The organism is Mycetohabitans rhizoxinica HKI 454 (assembly GCF_000198775.1).
Classification (GTDB): Bacteria; Pseudomonadota; Gammaproteobacteria; order Burkholderiales; family Burkholderiaceae; genus Mycetohabitans; species Mycetohabitans rhizoxinica.
The window spans coordinates 492,148-510,544 of sequence record NC_014722.1 but is presented as its reverse complement, the minus strand read 5'-3'; the positions used below and the strand labels follow the sequence as shown (position 1 = coordinate 510,544).

Genomic DNA, 18,397 nt, shown 5'->3' with positions numbered 1-18,397 from the left:
GGTTACGGAATGAGCAAAGAAGTCGCCGTCAAACCGTGCCTGGGGGGGCCCGAGGGTAAGAGACAAGATGCCGCGACGTAGGCCGGGGTACGCCCTCGATCACCGGCAGCGTGGCCGCGCGCTGGCGCTGCAGCATGAGCGTCGCGACCTGCGGTGCGCCGATTGCCGGACTGTGGGCAAGCAGGCTGCAATAGCCGCATGCGTCCAGGTGCCCACCAACGTGCGCCGATCCGTGGGCCGAGGCCCGTTCGCCCGTCGTGGCCGCACTGCACAGTACCGTGTCGACGCCGCGCCCCGCGTGGCTGAGCCACTGCGAGGCGAGCGGCATCACAACGATCAACCAGATCGCCGTCAGGCCGAGCCAGGCGGTCAGTTTTTGGGTGCGGCGATGGGACATCGGACAACAACGCACAAGCGTCGCAGAGACGACGGTGAAGATCGTGAAATCGGACGGGTCAAGATTATCCGTCGCCAACGCCCTTCTTTCAATTGTATTTCAGCCACCGCCGCGGGTCAGTGGCGAATTGCCGCAGCCCGCCATGGCGTGGGTGCGACGCGATGCAAGGCCGGCGAAGGGTCGGCGCAACGCGCGCCGCGCCGACGCAAAAAACCCCTGTGGCACATTACCTGTGCCACAGGGGTCCTGTGCTCCGGCACGATACGCCGGCCCGTGCGGGATACCGTTACATATTTTCGATCAACACCTGACCGAAGCCAGAGCACGACACCTGCGTCGCGCCCTCCATCAAGCGCGCGAAGTCATACGTAACGCGCTTTTGCAAGATCGACTTTTCCATCGCGGAAATGATCACGTCAGCCGCTTCAGTCCAGCCTAGGTGGCGCAGCATCATCTCGGCCGACAAGATTTCCGAGCCCGGGTTCACGTAGTCTTTGCCAGCGTATTTCGGCGCGGTCCCGTGGGTGGCCTCGAACATCGCGACCGAATCCGACAGGTTGGCGCCCGGCGCGATACCAATGCCGCCGACCTGCGCCGCCAACGCGTCCGAAATGTAGTCACCGTTCAGATTCAACGTCGCGATCACGTCGTATTCGGCCGGACGCAGCAGGATCTGCTGCAGGAAGGCGTCGGCGATTACATCCTTGATCACGATCTCGGCACCGCTTTTTGGATGCTTGATCTTCATCCACGGGCCACCGTCGATCAGCTGCGCGCCGAACTCCTTCTGGGCGAGCGCATAGCCGTAGTCGCGGAACGCGCCTTCGGTGAACTTCATGATGTTGCCTTTGTGCACCAGCGTGACCGACTTGCGGTTATTGTCGAGCGCATACTGAATGGCCTTGCGCACCAGCCGTTGCGTGCCTTCGCGCGACACGGGCTTGATGCCAAGCCCCGATGTCTCCGGGAAACGGATCTTCTTGACACCCATTTCCTCGCGCAAAAACTTGATCACCTTCTTGGCCTGCTCCGACTCCGCGGCCCATTCAATGCCCGCGTAGATATCTTCCGAATTCTCGCGGAAAATCACCATGTTGGTCTTCTCGGGCTCACGCACCGGCGAAGGCACGCCCTTGAAGTACTGCACCGGACGCAGGCACACGTACAGGTCCAGCTCCTGGCGCAGCGCCACGTTCAGCGAGCGGATGCCGCCGCCAACCGGTGTGGTCAGCGGCCCTTTGATCGAGACAACGTACTCCTTCAGGATCTGCAGCGTTTCCTCCGGAAGCCACACATCCGGCCCGTAAACCTTGGTCGCCTTCTCGCCGGCGAAGATCTCCATCCATGCGATCTTTTTCTTGCCGCCATAGGCCTTCTCGACCGCCGCGTCGACCACCTTGACCATCACCGGCGTAATGTCAAAGCCGATGCCATCGCCTTCGATGTACGGAATGATCGGCTGATCCGGGACGTTGAGCGAGAAGTCCTGGTTGACGGTGATCTTCTCACCGGCCGGAACCTTGATGTGCTGATACGGCATGTTCGACTCCAATGGTATGGACGGGCTGAAAGTATGCTGCGCGGCTACGCGCCAACATGCATTAATTCCTGCGTCGCCTGCTAAGGCAGCTCGCGGCGGCCTCACCGAGACTCGCGAGTCGCTCGTGGCGAAGCGTTATTCTAGCGCCGGCAAGACACCACGGCACCGCGTCGATGCGCTTAGTCTTATATAAGACACAAGACTTGCGTTCCGTATTATGCGCTAATATCTCGCCGTTTGCCATAGGGACGGGCCTGGCGCCCGTGCATCGCCCATGCGACTCATTGCATTGAACAAACCATATGGCACGATTTGCCAGTTCTCCGCCCACGAGACACGTGCATCGCTGGCCACATGGGTCAACGTGCCCGATGTCTACCCAGCAGGTCGGCTCGATGCGGACAGCGAAGGCCTGTTGTTGCTCACCGACGACGGCGCGCTACAGGCGCGCATCGCCGAGCCGCGCCACAAGCTGGTCAAGCGCTACTGGGCACAACTGGACGGCGCTGCACCGGCTTCGGCACTGGCCGCTCTAGAGCGCGGCGTGGACCTTGGAGACTACGTGAGCCGACCCTGCCGCGCCCGTTTCATCGAGCCGCCCTCCGGCCTGTGGCAGCGCGATCCACCGGTACGCTATCGCGCTGCGATTCCGACCACGTGGATCGAGCTGGCCCTTGGCGAGGGCCGTAATCGCCAAGTGCGACGGATGACCGCAGCAGTGGGCTTTCCGACGTTGCGCCTGATTCGCGTTGGTATCGGCGCGCTGGATTTATTCGCGCTCGGCCTGGCGCCCGGCCAATGGCGCGCGCTGCCACCGTCAGCGCCGTGGCACGGCACGCGCTGACGCGCACGTCGTGCCACCTGTCCCTGTCCCTTGGCCCTAGCCCTGCCCTTTGGTCCCTGGCCCTAGCGCTGCCGCTGCCCTCGAACCGGTCTCTGCCTCGTGCCGCTTGCCGGCATAGGGTTTTCACCCATTTGCCACACGTCAACCAGTCCGACAGGCGCCGCGTTATTAGCTCGGATGCCGCCACAGCGTGCCCCGGCATCGGCCGACGTCGCCACCCCGCCACACGCAGGATGGCACGAACGCAGTGGGCCCGCGTGAATTGTTAAACGAGCCTGTCAACCGAAAGCTGGATCCCGCGTTGATTGACATGACTCATCAAGCGGGTCATTTGGTTAATTTAACTAAGTTTGAGGAAAAACAACATGAACAAACTGATCGCTGCCCTGGTCGCTGGCCTGTTCGCCACCGCTGCTTTCGCGCAATCGTCGGCGCCGGAAGCCGCATCGGCGCCGGCAGCTGCTTCGAAGACCGAAGCACACAAGAAGGCTCACAAGTCGCACAAGAAGGCGGCGAAGAAGGCTGCTGCTGCTTCGGAAGCGGCTTCGAATTAAGTTTTTCGTCTCCCCAAGCAACAAGAACGACGCTGCACTGCCGTTGCGACGGTATTCAAAGGCAGGTTGCCGCAAGGCGATCTGCCTTTTTGTTGGTCTGTACTACCCAGCGATTCGCGTAACATGCGCGTATTCATATTACGAGGAGTCTGCCGTGGTTGTTTCGGTGCGATCCGCGCTGTCTGTGTCCCGCTTGTTCCGCGTGCCCGCCCGGCACGCCCGCCCCGCCTCACCGCGGCTTTGCATCAATACCTCGAGGCCAGCGCCACTGGCCCGTGTTGCCGCCGCGCTGGTAGCCGGCGTCACGCTCGCGCTGGGGACCTGCGGCGCGCTGGCGCAGCCGCTGCCGGCCGCACTGAAGCGCCCCGAGCAATTTCCGCGTGCCTCATTGACGATCGGCATGTACGTGGTCGACGCGGCCATTGCCGCGAACCCGGCCGATCGCGAGCAAGGGCTGATGTTCCGCAAGTCGCTGGCGCCGAACGAAGGCATGTTGTTCGTATTTGACGAGAACGCCATCCATTGCTTCTGGATGAAAAATACGCCGTTGCCGCTGTCGATCGCCTTCATCCGCGCTGATGGCACGATCACGGATCTGGACGAAATGCAGGCGCAGACACAAAATAACCACTGTCCCGCTCACAATGGCGTATACGCGCTCGAGATGAGCAAGGGATGGTTTGCATCAAAGGGCATCAAGCCTGGCATGCGCGTGCTCGGCTTGCCGCCCGCACGCTGATCGCACCCCACACCGCAACACCCCACACCGCGGCGCCTCACTTGCTATCCGCCCGACCCGCTCATCGGGCAACGCGTTTGCTCACCGAATCAAGCAAAATGGCCCGCGCAACGCTATCCTATGTCTGTTGGCGCGCGCGCGACTGAGCGCCCGCGCAGGCCGTTTTTCCCGGTTCGTCAGGCGGACGCGGTGTCCGATGCCTGCCGGACCGGCCATCCCATCGCGAAGAAGGAGATTCAAGTGGCCCGTAAAACTCCCATCGAGCGCTACCGGAACATAGGCATCAGCGCCCATATTGACGCCGGCAAGACGACGACCACCGAGCGCATCCTCTTCTACACCGGCGTGAGCCACAAGATGGGTGAAGTGCACGAGGGCGCCGCGACGATGGACTGGATGGAGCAAGAGCAGGAGCGCGGCATCACCATTACGTCAGCGGCAACCACGGCGTTCTGGAAAGGCATGGCAGGCAACTATCCGGAACACCGGATCAATATTATCGACACCCCGGGGCACGTGGACTTTACGATCGAGGTCGAGCGCTCGATGCGCGTGCTCGATGGCGCGTGCATGGTCTACGACTCGGTCGGCGGCGTTCAGCCGCAATCGGAAACGGTGTGGCGTCAGGCCAATAAGTACAACGTGCCGCGCATCGCGTTCGTCAATAAGATGGACCGCGTTGGTGCGGATTTTTTCCGCGTGCAGCGGCAGATCGGCGAACGGCTGCGCGGCGTCGCGGTACCGATTCAAATTCCGATCGGCGCGGAAGACCATTTCCAGGGCGTCATCGACCTGGTCAAAATGAAGGCGATCATTTGGGACGAGGACAGTCTTGGCGTGAAATTCGAGTACCGTGACATCCCGACCGATCTGGCCGGGCTTGCGCAACAATGGCGCGACAAGATGGTCGAGGCAGCAGCGGAAGCCAGCGAGGCGCTGCTCGAAAAATACCTTGAAGATCATCATTCGCTGACCGAGCAAGAGATCAAGGAGGCACTGCGCAAGCGCACGATCGCCAATGAGATCGTGCCGATGCTGTGCGGCAGTGCGTTCAAGAATAAAGGCGTGCAGGCGATGCTTGACGCGGTCATCGATTACTTGCCGTCACCGGTTGACGTGCCGGCGATCCTCGGCCACACGCCGGACGACGAGCAGGCCGAGCGGCACCCGGCCGACGACGAGCCGTTCTCCGCGCTGGCGTTCAAGATCATGACGGACCCGTTCGTCGGCCAGCTCATCTTCTTTCGCGTGTACTCCGGGGTCGTTAGCTCGGGCGACACCGTGCTCAATCCAACCAAGAGCAAGCGAGAACGGATCGGCCGTATCCTGCAAATGCACGCGAACGAGCGAACCGAAATCAAGGAGGTGCGCGCCGGTGACATCGCCGCCGCGGTCGGCCTGAAGGAGGCGAGCACCGGCGATACGCTGTGCGACCCGAACAACGTGATCATCCTGGAGCGGATGATCTTTCCGGAGCCGGTGATCTCGCAAGCCGTGGAGCCGAAAACAAAAGCCGACCAGGAAAAGATGGGTATCGCATTGAACCGCCTCGCGCAGGAGGATCCGTCGTTCCGTGTAAAAACCGACGAGGAGTCAGGCCAGACGATCATCTCTGGCATGGGCGAGCTGCACCTGGAAATCCTGGTCGATCGGATGAAACGCGAGTTCAACGTCGAGGCGTCGGTCGGCAGGCCCCAAGTGGCCTATCGTGAGACGGTACGCAACGCGGTGCAGGACGTCGAGGGTAAATTCGTTAAGCAGTCCGGCGGCCGCGGCCAATACGGGCACGCGGTGATCGCACTGGAGCCGCAGCCGCCCGGCAAGGGCTATGAGTTCGTCGACGCGATCAAGGGCGGCGTGATTCCGCGCGAGTTCATCCCGGCGGTGGATCGGGGCATCCGTGAAGCGATGCAGGCCGGCGTGCTAGCGGGCTATCCGGTCGTGGACATCAAGGTGACGCTGACATTCGGCTCATACCACGACGTGGACTCGAACGAAAACGCGTTCCGGATGGCCGGCTCGATCGCGTTCAAGGAAGGCATGCGGCGCGCACGGCCCGTGCTGCTCGAGCCGGTGGTGGCGGTCGAGGTCGAAACGCCGGAGGATTTCATGGGCAACGTAATGGGCGATCTGTCCAGCCGCCGCGGCATCGTCCAGGGTATGGAGGACATCGCAGGAGGCGGCGGCAAGGTGGTGCGCGCCGAAGTGCCGCTGGCCGAAATGTTTGGCTATTCGACCACGTTGCGCTCGCTAACACAGGGGCGCGCGACCTATACGATGGAGTTCAAGCACTACGCGGAAAGTCCACAGCATGTTGCCGACGCCGTCATCAACGCGAAGTCGGCACGCTGAGCCCTACCCATGCCCCCCTTGCCGCGCCGTGGTGCTGTCGGGCATGCAGCGCGCCGCGGCGTGTCGCGACCCGCTGCAGCACCACGCGATCGATGAATGGCAGCGTATGGACGTTCAGGCTGCGAAAGAACGTGCGTTTTCGCGACACACGACGGTACGCCGTTTAACGCCAACGAGATTGTCGCAACGTTCGAGCAGTTGTGCGGTCCGAAAACCGGCTCGGCTGCCCAAAATCCGAAGTGCGCGGAAGCGTCACGCTGACCGATGCGCAGGCCGATGCGCGGGCGCGGCGCTTTATCGAGAAGCGGCGCGAGCGACGGGCCAAAGCCACCTAGAATAGCGGCTTGTGTTGCGAAACCGTCCGATTTGCCCATGTCCGGAACCCCGTCTCGACCCACCCACCACGCCGTTGCAGCGGAGCGCAAGCTGACCATCATGCTGTGGCTGGTCGCGACAGGATTCTTCATGCAGGCGCTGGACACGACGATCGTCAATACTGCACTGCCAGCCATGGCGCGCAGCCTCGGCGAATCGGCATTGCGAATGCAGTCCGTGGTGATCGCGTACTCGCTGACGATGGCGTTGATGATCCCGGTTTCTGGCTTCTTGGCCGACCGGTTCGGCACGCGACGCGTGTTCTTCAGCGCCATCCTCATTTTCACGCTCGGCTCGCTAATGTGCGCGAACGCGTCGGCCCTCTGGCAACTCGTCGCCTCGCGTGTGGTGCAGGGCGTGGGCGGTGCGATGCTGCTGCCCGTCGGACGGCTTGCCGTGCTGCGCAGCTTCCCACGCGAGCGCTACCTGCCGGCACTGAGCTTCGTGGCGATTCCCGGGCTGGTCGGGCCATTGATCGGACCGACGCTGGGCGGCTGGCTCACCGACGTCGCGTCATGGCACTGGGTGTTCTTGATCAACGTGCCGGTCGGCCTGGCGGGCTGCATCGCGACAGCGCTGTTCATGCTTGGCGAGCCGCTGGACAAAGTCGGGCGCTTCGACGTGAAGGGCTACTTGTTGCTCGCCGCGGCCATACTGGCATTGACGCTGGCATTGGACGGGCTAGCCGAGTTGCGGCTGGCGCACGCGCTCGTGCTGGTATTGCTGGTGCTGGCCTTCGCATGCTTGACGGCCTACGCCCTGCACGCGACGCGCAGCCCGCACCCGCTGTTCTCGCTCGAGTTGTTCCATATTCACACGTTCAGCGTCGGCCTGCTGGGTAATCTGTTTGCGCGCATTGGCAGCGGCGCGATGCCCTATCTGTTACCGCTTCTGCTGCAGGTGAGCCTCGGCTACACACCGTTTCATGCGGGTCTGATGATGCTGCCGGTGGCAGCGGCCGGCATGGCGTCCAAGCGCATCGTCACGACGTTGATCATGCGCCACGGCTACCGCCGCGTGCTGCTGGCCAACACCGTCCTGCTCGGGGCAACCATGGCCAGCTTTGCGCTGATGTCACCCGAACAGCCGCTGTGGATCCGACTCGTGCAACTGGCGATCTTCGGCAGCGTGAATTCGATGCAATTTACCGCGATGAATACGTTGACGCTGAAAGACCTTGGACGCGAAGGGGCAAGCAGCGGTAACAGCCTGTTTTCGCTTGTGCAAATGCTGTCGATGAGCCTGGGTGTCACGATCGCCGGCGCGCTGCTCGCCACGTTCACGGCACTGTTCGGACACAACGCGCCATCACAAACGCTGCCAGCATTTCACGCGACATTCGTCTGCGTTGGCGTGATCACCGCGCTATCCGCGTGGATATTCGGGCAACTGGCGCCGGACATCCGCAGCCCCGGAAGGCACGATGGCGATGCTGAGACCCTCTAAGCGGCGCACGGCGGCGTGCACGCTGCCGTGTACCTGTCGATCAATGACGCGCAGCTTTGCCTGACCACGTCGATGGCGGTATGGGTGGCAGGCCACCTAATGGTGCTGTGCACAGACATCGGCTGAGATGGCGCGTCGCTCGCGTAGGAGCGACGCGTGGCGGGTACGCGCGCGGCGATGCCGCGCGCGAGCTTCACACGCCGAAGTTCTTGGCGGCGAAATCCCAGTTCACGACGTTCCAGAACGCGTCGACAAACTTCGGACGTGCGTTGCGATAGTCGATATAGTAAGCGTGCTCCCAGACGTCCAGCGTCAGTAACGGCGTGGCGTCAGTCGTCAACGGCGTCGCGGCGTTGCTAGTCGAGACGATGTCCAGTGAGCCATCGGCCTTCTTCACGAGCCAGGCCCAGCCGGAGCCGAACGTGCCGATCGCCACCTTTGTGAAAGCTTCCTTGAATGCGTCGTATGAGCCCCACTTCGCGTTGATCGCGTCACCGAGCTTGCCGGTCGGCGCGCCGCCGCCCTGCGGCGACAGGCTGTTCCAGAAAAACGTGTGGTTCCACACTTGTGCTGCGTTGTTAAAGATGCCGCCCGACGATCGCTTGACGATCTCCTCTAGCGACAAGTTCTCGAACTCCGTACCCGGGATCAGGTTGTTCAGGTTCGTCACATAGGCCTGGTGGTGTTTGCCGTAGTGGAATTCCAGCGTCTCTTCCGAGATGTGCGGAGCCAGCGCATTCTTCGCGAACGGCAAAGGGGGGAGCGTATGTTGTGCCATGGTGCAAGCTTCCTTTATAACGAATTGGGGACCAGGGTAAGTCATGCTGCCGAGCACTCGATTCTAGGTGAGTTGGAATAACCCCGCAAATCGTCGGACCTTTACGCGCAGCATTGCTTTGCTTATTCCTGTGAATGAGTCAGAACTGCTCGGCAGTGCGCCATCCTGCGCAGCGGTCAGCGCTGATATCGCCAGCACCGCGGGCGGGCGACACGCATGCGCCGGACACTCATGCGCCGGCCTACCGGTTTCGCGCCCGCCTTCGCGCTACCCACCCGCCCATCGGGCAAGCCGCCCGCGCGCCGCCCTAGAATTCCTCATCCAGGCGAGGCTGCACGTGCGCAATGCCCAAATCCGCGCTGCCGTGCGCGAGATGCACCGTCACGCGGCCGCCCGGATTGAGCGCGTCCGGCGCGCGCACCGCCGCGCCGCTGTGCGGGTCGATCAGCGCCGCATAGCCGCGCTCCAGCGTGCGCCGCGGACTGAGCAATTCGGTGCGGGCAGCCAACTCGGATACCTGCGCGCGTCGACGCTCATGCTGCCTGTGCAGGGCATCGCGCAGGCGCTGCCCGAGCCGTTGCACCCGTTCAGCTGCCCGCTCTGTGTCGGGCTGGCTGCGCCGCCAGCGTAACTGGACCATCGTCAGCCGCGCGCGCGCGTCTCGCACCGGACGCGCGCCGGCCGAACACAACCGCAGCGACAGTTGCCGCAGGTGCTGACGCTGCCGGGCGATCCGCTCGGATGGGCTCACCAGCCGGCGCGCGAGCCAGTCCAACTGCTGCGCGCGCCGCTCCATCATCCGGCCGAAGCCGCGCGCCAGCGCCGCGTGGCGATGGTCCAACTCGCGCAACAGCATGGTGCGCTGCGCACTGACCAGTTCCGCTGCCGCCGTCGGCGTCGGCGCGCGGACATCAGCCGCGAAGTCAGCAATGGTGAAATCGGTTTCGTGCCCAACGCCGGACACGATCGGCAATGTGCTGGAGGCAATCGCCCGCGCAAGCGATTCATCGTTGAACGCCCACAAGTCCTCGATCGAACCACCGCCGCGGCACACGATCAGCACATCGACTTCGGCACGACGATTGGCCGTGACGATCATTGCCGCAACACGCGCGGCCGCCTCAGCGCCCTGCACCGGCGCCGGGTAGACGATGATCGGTACATGCGGGGCGCGCCGTGCAAGCGTAGTCAGCACGTCACGCAGCGCCGCGGCTTGCAGCGACGTGACGATACCGATGGCCCGCGGGTGCGACGGCAGCACGCGCTTGCGCTCAGCGGCGAACAGGCCCTCGGCCTCGAGCTGCGCCTTCAGCTTCAAAAATGCTTCGTACAGCCGACCTTGCCCAGTGCGCCGGACCGCCTCCACGTTCAGTTGCAACTCGCCACGCGGCTCGTACATCGTCACCGTGGCACGCACCTCGATCCGGTCGCCCTCGCGCGGCGTGAACTGTGCATATTGGGCACGGCCACGGAACATCACGCAACGAATCTGCGCGCAATCGTCCTTGATCGAGAAATACCAATGGCCGCTGGCTGCCCGCGTAAAGTTCGAGACTTCGCCGGCGATCCAGGCAAGCGCAAATGCACGCTCGAGCAGGGTGCCGATCGCGCGATTCAAGGCGGACACGGGAATCACCGCGTCGCCGCCGACAAAGGGGGCCGGGGGGGAAAATTCTGCTGTCATCGGACGGTATTCGGGGCGAGAGGATCCGGTACGACCCCGGCGGGGCCGCAGCTATCCACACAGTCGATTCTACCGGTCTTTGCGCCGCACCAGTCGGCCGTACCCGCACGGGAGCGTCAAACCGTTGCCGCGCAAGGCTTTGCACGCTGCTCCCTTTGCACGCTGCTCCGGTAGGCGGCAAGTCAATAAAAACCTTTCCGCTCCTTGGGTTTACCGGCGGTAACCCCGAGATTCCCACAAATTTATCCACAATAATTGGGGATAGTATGCTGGAGTATCGAACATCCATCAGCGTCGAACCCATTGTGGACTAAAGTGACCGGCACGCCCGTGCGCACATCGGGCCCACCCGGCCTGTCAGCCGGCTTGCCGCGCGCGCCCGCAGCACGTTAGAGTTGCGGCCTGCCGTGCCGTTGTCCGGCGCCTACCCCATCCATACCCACCGCCATGCCTATACCACTGTCCCGTGCCATCATTGCCCGTCTCGAGCATGTGTTCTCGCGTGAATGGCAGCGCCGTGGGGTGCTCGCATACACGCTATGGCCCTTGTCCCAGTTATTTGCCGCCGTCTGCGCGCTGCGCCGGCTCGCGTATGCGCGCGGCTGGCGCAAGACGTGGCACGTCAGCGTACCGGTCGTGGTAGTGGGCAACGTGACGGTCGGCGGCACCGGCAAGACGCCCACCGTCATCGCGCTGATCGAGGCGTTGCGCGACGCAGGCTTCACGCCCGGCGTGGTGTCGCGCGGCTATGGCGCGCGCATCGTGCAGCCCACCGCGGTTAGCCCCGCGTCGTCGCCTGCGCTGGCGGGCGATGAGCCGCTGCTGATCGCCCGCCGCACCGGGGTGCCCGTGTGGGTCTGCCCGGACCGGGTCGCGGCCGCCCGCGCGCTGGTGCAGGCCCATCGGGAAGTGGATGTGATCGTCAGCGACGACGGCCTGCAGCACTACCGGCTCGCGCGCGACATCGAGCTGGTGGTCTTCGATCACCGGCTAGGGGGCAACGGGTTTCTGCTGCCCGCCGGAACCGTTGCGCGAACCGCTGAGTCGCGCCCGCGACGCAACGTTGATCAACAACCCTTACGGGCGCAGCTTGCCACCATGGCCAGCAACTTTCGCGCTGACGCTGCAGCCCGCCGACGCATGGCACTTGGATCATCCGCACCTGCGCCGGCCGCTGGCGCAGTTTGCCGGCGAGCGCGTGCTGGCCGCTGCCGGCATCGGCGCGCCGGAGCGTTTCTTCGCGACACTGCGGGCGAGCGGCCTCGTGCCCGCAACACGCGCGCTGCCCGACCACTATCCTTTCGATGAGAACCCGTTCGTGACCGATGCAGCCGATGCAATCCTAATCACCGAAAAGGATGCGGTAAAATGCACGGCTTGGCGTGACACGCGTCTATGGGCAGTGCCCGTCGACGCCACGCTCGACCCGCGCCTGATTGCGCTCGTTGTGGAGAAACTTCGTGGACGCTCGCCTGCTTGAAATCCTCGTTTGCCCGCTGTGTAAGGGGCCTCTGCACCATGATCGCAACGCGCAGGAATTAATTTGCCATGCCGATAAACTCGCGTATCCGATCCGCGACGGCATTCCAGTGATGCTGGCCGATGAGGCGCGCCAGACGGTCGAAGGCACGCCGATCGAGCCGGCCGGCAACTAATCTGATGCACGCCGCAGTGCCATTCATCGTCGTCGTTCCGGCCCGCCTCGCGTCCACCCGCCTGCCGGGCAAGCCGCTCGCCGACCTAGCCGGCAAGCCCATGGTGGTACACGTGGCCGAGCAAGCCCGCGCGTCAGGCGCGAGCCGCGTGTTGATCGCCACCGACGCCGAAGTCGTGCTCAATGCGTGCCAAGCACATGGCATCGAGGCGCTGCTGACCCGCACCGACCATCCGACCGGTACCGACCGGCTGGCTGAGGTGGTCCAAGCATGCCGACTGCCCGACGACGCGCTGGTGGTCAACGTGCAAGGCGATGAGCCGCTGATCGAGCCGCGGCTGATCGCCGGCGTCGCCGCGCACCTGGCCGCCAATCCCGATTGTGCGATTGCCACCGCCGCCCATCCGATCACCGAGCCAGCGCAGGTCTTCAATCCGAACATCGTGAAGGTGGTTCTCGATGCCCGCGGTATCGCCCTGTACTTTTCCCGCGCGCCGATCCCGTGGTCACGCGACGCGTACCAGCCGCAGTGGAGCCCGGAGGGCGGCGCGGCGCCTGTGGTCGATATCGCGCGGCTGCCAGCGTCAAGCACCACGGTACATCGTCACATCGGCCTGTACGCATACCGGGCTGGCTTCCTGCGCCGCTACCCCAACCTTTCGCAGGCGCCGATCGAAATCGCCGAGGCACTCGAGCAACTGCGGGCGATGTGGCATGGGGAACGGATCGCGGTACTGCTTACGCCGCACGCGCCGCCGCCCGGTGTCGACACGCCAGCGGATCTGGCACGAGTTCGCGCGATTCTCGCTCAACGAGGCTGAGGATCGTGCGCCGCGTGGCATAATCGGGCGCTTATGCTACGCGCCCGGTAGCAACAGGCGCGACAGGCGGCATGTACGGTGCCCATTGGCGACGCGTTACCCGCCGCGCACACGCACCGTGCGTCAGGTTGCAGTCAGATTAGCGTGCAACGCTGATGGTCTGCCCGCTCACAGAATTCACAAGCAATCTCGGAGATAATCATCATGCGTTTGATCCTGTTAGGCGCCCCTGGCGCGGGCAAGGGCACCCAGGCGAACTTCATCAAGGACAAGTTTGCAATCCCGCAAATCTCAACCGGCGACATGCTGCGCGCGGCCGTGAAGGCCGGCACGCCGCTCGGCGTCGAGGCCAAGCGCTACATGGACGCGGGCGAGCTCGTTCCGGATACACTGATCATCGGACTCGTCAAAGAACGGCTTCAGCAGGCCGATTGTAAGAACGGCTACCTGTTCGACGGCTTTCCGCGTACGATCCCACAGGCCGACGCGATGAAGCAGGCTGGCGTGGCGATCGACTACGTGCTGGAAATCGACGTGCCGTTCAACGAGATCATCGAGCGCATGAGCGGGCGCCGCACGCACCCGGCCTCGGGGCGCACGTATCACATCAAGTTCAATCCGCCGAAGGTCGACATGGTCGACGACGTGACAGGCGAGCCCCTGGTCCAGCGCGACGACGACAAGGAAGAAACGGTCCGCAAGCGCCTGGACGTCTACGTCGCGCAAACGTGCCCGTTAATCGACTACTACATGCAATGGGCGCAGCGCGGTGACGAGAATGGGCTGAAGGCCCCCCAGTACCGGAAAATCTCCGGGCTCGGCACCGTCGAAGAGATCCGCCAACGGGTGTTCGACGCACTGCAGTAACCGGCACAGAGCAGCACCATCCAGGACACAACGATCCAGGATTGCCACGATCGTGGCGCCGCCCATGCGGCGCGGCTCACGAGGCTGCACGCGTATCGGCATCAGGAGACAATCGGCATGCAGATCCGCGACCACGTGTTTGTCATCACGGGTGGCGCTTTGGGCTTGGGCGCGGGCACAGCCCGGATGCTGGCCCGAGCACGGCGGCAAGCCGGTTGTCCAAGCCCAACTGCCGGTTGAAGCGATCACTCGTCTGCCTTACTTTTCTTGTGATGCGATTTTTCTACTCGATCTGCAAATGCAGCACCGAGCAAAGATAGTGAAAGAGCAGGAGCAAATACCGTCAGATCAAGCTCTCCCGTTCCGAATACCCCAAAGCCGATCACAACGAAGCACATAAGAAAAATTGCTGGACGAGTAAGCAGCATGAACAGTAAATGTGGCGCTGCCGGTCGCCCGATAAGACATGCGCACACAAAGAAAAATAATGACAAGCCTGCAAGAAACACGGCCTTCGGAGGAGCGACAAGGTAAACCACAAAAAAAGAAAGTGCATAAAAAAATATATTCAGTATCATTTGCTACCGTCGCCTGCGTCAGGATTGGATTACCGTCCGCAGTCTTACCCCCATATATCCACTTGGCTTGTGCATCCGTCGGACGCTGATCACCTATCAAGATGTCGGGGCTCCCGGCATATATTGGGCCACCGTCTGTCATCGACATCTGCCGCATCTGGTCTTCGATCTGCTGCTGGCTGTATTTGCCGCCACTCTTCTCCGCAAGCTGTTGGGCCAACGCCTTTTCCTGCAGATCCAACTGCCGATTGAACCGATCGACGTTGTACGCCGCCTGCGCCCCTTGTGCCCCACCGACCACGCCCCCCGCCACGGTCGACATCGCATTCGCCACAATGTTGCCCAGCGTCTTGTCCAAGTCCGCGTTGCCGGTCGGCTTCTGATCCGCAATCTGCCGGCTCACCGCATCGAGCTTATTCGCCAGCAACGCCGACACCAACGAACCCGTGCCACTGTGCACCGCTCCCAGCAGCCCTCCGCCGATGCCCCCACCAGCGAGCCCCCGCGCTCTGCAGGCCACACGGTAGCTGCCGCTTTCACCCCATTGGTCCGCTTCAGCTAGATACTGCTGCTTCTGTTGCGGATCGGCGCTCTTGGCAACGCAGCAACTGGGCCTCCCTCTGCAATCGCGGCCGCGCCAGACGCTGCGCCCAGCGTCTGTTTTGCAATCACCTCGCGACTAGCTGCATCGCGATTCACTGACGCATTGATGACCTCTGGTGAGGGCGCGTTAAGCCCCACGCCGCTCGGATAGTGCTCCGCATACATGCTCGGATCAGCCTTTTGCGCTGGCGTCGCATAGAACATATAACCTAACCCGCTTTCACCGTCTGCCGGCAACATCCCGTGCGCCTGCTCCAAAAATTTATAGGCTCGCTGACTCCATTCGCCTGGCGCGCCATTCTGCACTTGCAGGTTTGCCTGTATTGTCAATTCTTCACGCGCCTGTTCGGCGGTCAAACCGTAGCGCTTTGCATACACCACTTCACGATCACTGATCCACTTCCTCGCCTGCGGATGCAACTGCCGATTGAAGCGAACTGCTTAAAATTTCATACAATGTGTCTATTCGCAACTAGATTCGTCACTTACATTCATCTATCGTCAATTGGCAATTTAAATGTAAAACCCTCCCCGTCCACCGTTTCCCCACTTATATTATATGAGCCAACTTTGAAATTACTAATAACCCCTTCTGTGCAAAATTTCCACAGCTCCGCCCCATCGTGGGCTATACCCACGAATCCCATTTCATCTCTTACAATCAGTAACGAATCACCAATCTCGATAAATTCATGAAAAATGAACGGCATACGGTAAGAGAAATATAGCGCATTGTTAAATAGATGATACCCAACCAAACGTTCACTAATGCCGACTATCACTCGTCCGTCAATCGCTACGGCCTGAGGTATAAGTCCAACATCTGCATAGCCGATATTGATATGCGCCCCATTTGGGGTATAAAAATATCCCCACCTGCTCGTATCATCAGTTTTCAAAGTATCGATGACCAATACTTTAGATCCTTGTGCCTCCATGTCAGCATAAGAGGCACAAGGCATCCAACGAAGAAATTCAAAATTTAAATTTTTCATTTTGCAATAATCGTAAGAATCTTACCATTCAATTCAACGAACTGAATCTTTGCACCTGTACCTGTTATTCCCGGCAAATAAAATTCGCGGAGGTTACTACCTGGAACTGTTCCCGGACCAACAATAGAAGAAGGATTACTGTAAGCTTGCTTAAAAAACTGCACCACTTTATTTCAATTAGCAGACGACACGAAGCTCGCGCTCATTGCCGTGCTCAATCGGTTCCAGTCAATTAGATCGGCCAGACGAACCAACGGATGCTTCAAGTTGATCTGCTCGCGCAGAGGTTGGCGAAAGAAATCTTCCTCTGGCACCGGCGTCTTTGGACCCATTCAACCCTCGTCGAAATTTGCAGGAAATTCACGTCAATATGCCTGCCTCTTGCAATTCCCACAATACCGTTTCAGCTTCCCAGCCTTGCTGCATAAGCCTGGACCAATTGTTCAGGACCGACTCGGTGCTTCCTTCACCGTCATTCCGGCGTGTGCCGCCGCGTACGCAGGTGGGATATCCCGTTCAATGCGCTTTCTTTCCTCCTTGCGCGGATTCGCGTCCTGATGCAACTACCGATTGAAGTAAAATTAGAATATTCACATGGATAAATAATCTACCTCCGCGTTAGAGGAAGATTTGCCAACTCTTTTGCAATTTTTGCAGTATGGATTTCATTTCCATCAAGCCCCATTCGCTCTTGCTCGACCCAACGAAGATAGCGGTAAACTCCATCTACAGTTTCGCCAGCGCAAAGCAGTCCACAAATTCTCAAGACATATGAATCATACTCATCGTGGGCTTCGGGCACATCTTTTATACCTATGGGGTCCCAGTCCTTAAGTAAAACACGTTTCACATTAGCTGCTAGAAAATCGGAAATTTCACTCATTTTCCGGGAGCTCCAGGAATAACGATAACCACACGGCCCGCGTTAGCATTTGTAATAATTCGTATATTATTTACTTTATCATAATAACCTACCGTCCCGGCTCTCGTCGGATATACAACTCCATGCTTAATTACATTTTTTACCACCGATGGTGGAACACCACGACCCTACATCTGATCAAGCGCGTGTCCTGAATAATTAATACCATTTATTGTAGTTGGTACATTAGTGCCAGGCTCAACTTTCATCGGGCTTCCGCTTATGCCAACAGGTATATCAGTTGGACGGTTTGCGACGTTTTTCTCCCCCATGTAACGCAGCATTATTATTCACAATTGGGGTAACTTTGCCCTTGATCGCTGCAACTGCTTTCCCAGTCCCGACACCTGCCACTGTACCTACAACTGTCAAACCAACCTGCTGGCCCCACTTGCTCACCTGAGGGCTTGAAATTCCCTTCACCCGCTTGGACCACAACAGCACGCGTCGCCTCCTGCATCTGCTGCGCCGTGTCCTGAGGATCCGTAATAAGCCCATAAGCGCCTTTAACCCCGCCCCCCAGCGTATCTAATGGGTGTCCGATCGTGTCAGCCAGCCCTTGCCCCATCCCGGCAAAGTATCCACCAACCGCACCCAATCCCAATTGAGGCGGCTGGTTCGTCGTCTGCGGCGCCGCACTGAAAATCGTGCTGTCGTTGCGCTGATACCCAGCCGCCGCGCCAAACAACGGCACCGCATTGCCCCACTGGTCTTTCCCGATCGTCTCACCGGGATGGGCCGCCGCATACGCATTTAAATAGTTCGATGCATCCTGGTTCCCACCGCCCTGGCTCGCCGCTGTCGCATCCACCTAACGCAACAATTGGGCCGCAAGAATATCGGTAGCTTCCTCTACCGTCATTTCTAAATGTGTGCCGCGTACGCCGGTGCGATGTCTTATTCAATGCCCTTTCTTTCGTCCTTGCAGACCCACCTTGATACAACTGAATAAAACTTATCCTATTATTACTAGGGGTACGCTCATGCCTGATAATCTTCAAATTCCCAAGCAAACATCCTTGCCAGTTTTGCAACGATGGCGTTCCAATCTTGTCCATCGCATTTTTCGATGTAGCTACGAATGAATTCTTCAATTAATAGTAAGTCGTACTCTCGAACAATAAGCAAGTGGCGCCCCCACCTGGGTTCCCATATAGCTTTATTTAGCCATTCTGGCGTACAGACATAGAGTTCAAAATTGTCTGAACCTAATTTATCTGTTAATCCAATGCAAAGATGAAGATTCAA

At 60.6% G+C, this 18,397-nt stretch carries 20 protein-coding genes and 3 pseudogenes; 10 read left to right on the top strand and 13 right to left on the bottom strand.

Annotated elements, in window-relative coordinates; translation table 11 throughout:
* Positions 1–28: 28 nt before the first annotated feature.
* Together RBRH_RS02215 and icd are read right to left on the bottom strand one after the other, a co-directional pair.
* Positions 29–397 (bottom strand): DUF2946 domain-containing protein, encoded by a 369-nt coding sequence (locus tag RBRH_RS02215; RefSeq protein WP_041754045.1) that lies wholly within the window; start codon positions 395–397, stop codon positions 29–31.
* 286 nt (positions 398–683) lie between these two features.
* Positions 684–1,937 (bottom strand): NADP-dependent isocitrate dehydrogenase, encoded by a 1,254-nt coding sequence (icd, locus tag RBRH_RS02210; RefSeq protein WP_041753070.1) that lies wholly within the window; start codon positions 1,935–1,937, stop codon positions 684–686.
* Between the two features lie 274 nt (positions 1,938–2,211).
* Here icd and RBRH_RS02205 point away from each other — a divergent pair, with 274 nt between their 5' ends.
* The 4 genes from RBRH_RS02205 to fusA all read left to right on the top strand — a co-directional run bounded on the left by RBRH_RS02205 (position 2,212) and on the right by fusA (position 6,426).
* Positions 2,212–2,781, top strand: coding sequence for a pseudouridine synthase (locus RBRH_RS02205; protein WP_013434297.1), 570 nt, complete (start codon positions 2,212–2,214; stop codon positions 2,779–2,781).
* A gap of 365 nt (positions 2,782–3,146) precedes the next feature.
* Positions 3,147–3,335: a hypothetical protein gene (locus tag RBRH_RS02200; protein ID WP_041753068.1), complete on the top strand. Its 189-nt coding sequence runs from the start codon at positions 3,147–3,149 to the stop codon at positions 3,333–3,335.
* A gap of 244 nt (positions 3,336–3,579) precedes the next feature.
* Positions 3,580–4,074, top strand: coding sequence for a DUF192 domain-containing protein (locus RBRH_RS02195; RefSeq protein WP_041754043.1), 495 nt, complete (start codon positions 3,580–3,582; stop codon positions 4,072–4,074).
* A 240-nt stretch (positions 4,075–4,314) separates the two neighbouring features.
* Positions 4,315–6,426, top strand: coding sequence for an elongation factor G (gene fusA / locus RBRH_RS02190; RefSeq protein ID WP_041754042.1), 2,112 nt, complete (start codon positions 4,315–4,317; stop codon positions 6,424–6,426).
* Here the strand turns inward: fusA and RBRH_RS21040 are convergent.
* Positions 6,404–6,574: a hypothetical protein gene (locus tag RBRH_RS21040; RefSeq protein WP_013434293.1), complete on the bottom strand. Its 171-nt coding sequence runs from the start codon at positions 6,572–6,574 to the stop codon at positions 6,404–6,406. The two genes, fusA and RBRH_RS21040, sit on opposite strands and share 23 nt — an antisense overlap.
* A gap of 224 nt (positions 6,575–6,798) precedes the next feature.
* On the opposite strand from RBRH_RS21040, the gene mdtD reads away from it, so the two are divergent.
* The gene (mdtD, locus tag RBRH_RS02185; protein ID WP_041753067.1) at positions 6,799–8,247 is read left to right on the top strand and encodes a multidrug transporter subunit MdtD; all 1,449 of its coding nucleotides are present in this window, start codon (positions 6,799–6,801) and stop codon (positions 8,245–8,247) included.
* Positions 8,248–8,440: 193 nt separating this feature from the next.
* On the opposite strand, the gene sodB is transcribed toward mdtD, so the two are convergent.
* Positions 8,441–9,025 (bottom strand): superoxide dismutase [Fe], encoded by a 585-nt coding sequence (sodB, locus tag RBRH_RS02180; RefSeq protein WP_041753065.1) that lies wholly within the window; start codon positions 9,023–9,025, stop codon positions 8,441–8,443.
* Between the two features lie 307 nt (positions 9,026–9,332).
* Positions 9,333–10,709: an exodeoxyribonuclease VII large subunit gene (gene xseA, locus RBRH_RS02175; RefSeq protein WP_013434286.1), complete on the bottom strand. Its 1,377-nt coding sequence runs from the start codon at positions 10,707–10,709 to the stop codon at positions 9,333–9,335.
* A gap of 447 nt (positions 10,710–11,156) precedes the next feature.
* Here xseA and lpxK point away from each other — a divergent pair.
* The 5 genes and pseudogenes from lpxK to RBRH_RS18585 all read left to right on the top strand — a co-directional run.
* Positions 11,157–12,189 (top strand): annotated as a pseudogene (gene lpxK, locus RBRH_RS02170) (tetraacyldisaccharide 4'-kinase).
* A complete protein-coding gene (locus RBRH_RS02165) occupies positions 12,170–12,364 on the top strand; it encodes a Trm112 family protein (RefSeq protein ID WP_013434284.1) in 195 nt (64 codons plus the stop codon). The pseudogene lpxK and the gene RBRH_RS02165 overlap by 20 nt, the downstream one beginning before the upstream one ends.
* Positions 12,365–12,368: 4 nt before the next feature.
* Positions 12,369–13,184, top strand: a complete 816-nt coding sequence (gene kdsB / locus RBRH_RS02160; RefSeq protein WP_041753063.1) for a 3-deoxy-manno-octulosonate cytidylyltransferase — start codon at positions 12,369–12,371, stop codon at positions 13,182–13,184.
* A gap of 204 nt (positions 13,185–13,388) precedes the next feature.
* Positions 13,389–14,051 carry an adenylate kinase gene (adk, locus tag RBRH_RS02155; protein ID WP_013434282.1) on the top strand — a complete coding sequence of 221 codons (663 nt, stop codon included), beginning with the start codon at positions 13,389–13,391 and terminating at the stop codon, positions 14,049–14,051.
* A 117-nt stretch (positions 14,052–14,168) separates the two neighbouring features.
* A pseudogene (locus tag RBRH_RS18585) lies at positions 14,169–14,252 on the top strand (3-hydroxyacyl-CoA dehydrogenase); the annotation flags it as partial.
* 147 nt (positions 14,253–14,399) lie between these two features.
* Here the strand turns inward: RBRH_RS18585 and RBRH_RS02150 are convergent.
* The 8 genes and pseudogenes from RBRH_RS02150 to RBRH_RS16950 all read right to left on the bottom strand — a co-directional run bounded on the left by RBRH_RS02150 (position 14,400) and on the right by RBRH_RS16950 (position 18,397).
* On the bottom strand, positions 14,400–15,056 hold the full coding sequence (locus tag RBRH_RS02150) for a hypothetical protein (protein ID WP_162145543.1): 657 nt from the start codon (positions 15,054–15,056) through the stop codon (positions 14,400–14,402).
* 131 nt (positions 15,057–15,187) lie between these two features.
* Positions 15,188–15,613: a hypothetical protein gene (locus RBRH_RS20040; protein ID WP_232509322.1), complete on the bottom strand. Its 426-nt coding sequence runs from the start codon at positions 15,611–15,613 to the stop codon at positions 15,188–15,190.
* A 110-nt stretch (positions 15,614–15,723) separates the two neighbouring features.
* The gene (locus RBRH_RS02140) at positions 15,724–16,227 is read right to left on the bottom strand and encodes a hypothetical protein (RefSeq protein WP_013434279.1); all 504 of its coding nucleotides are present in this window, start codon (positions 16,225–16,227) and stop codon (positions 15,724–15,726) included.
* Entirely contained in the window at positions 16,224–16,391 is a 168-nt protein-coding gene (locus RBRH_RS18580; protein ID WP_157864321.1) for a hypothetical protein, read from the bottom strand. The genes RBRH_RS02140 and RBRH_RS18580 overlap by 4 nt, the downstream gene beginning before the upstream one ends.
* Positions 16,392–16,412: 21 nt before the next feature.
* A pseudogene (locus tag RBRH_RS18575) lies at positions 16,413–16,559 on the bottom strand (IS5/IS1182 family transposase); the annotation flags it as partial.
* A 275-nt stretch (positions 16,560–16,834) separates the two neighbouring features.
* Positions 16,835–17,110, bottom strand: a complete 276-nt coding sequence (locus tag RBRH_RS16955) for a hypothetical protein (RefSeq protein ID WP_083813419.1) — start codon at positions 17,108–17,110, stop codon at positions 16,835–16,837.
* Between the two features lie 325 nt (positions 17,111–17,435).
* Positions 17,436–17,960 (bottom strand): hypothetical protein, encoded by a 525-nt coding sequence (locus RBRH_RS02130; RefSeq protein WP_013434275.1) that lies wholly within the window; start codon positions 17,958–17,960, stop codon positions 17,436–17,438.
* A gap of 170 nt (positions 17,961–18,130) precedes the next feature.
* On the bottom strand, positions 18,131–18,397 hold the full coding sequence (locus tag RBRH_RS16950; protein ID WP_013434274.1) for an Imm8 family immunity protein: 267 nt from the start codon (positions 18,395–18,397) through the stop codon (positions 18,131–18,133).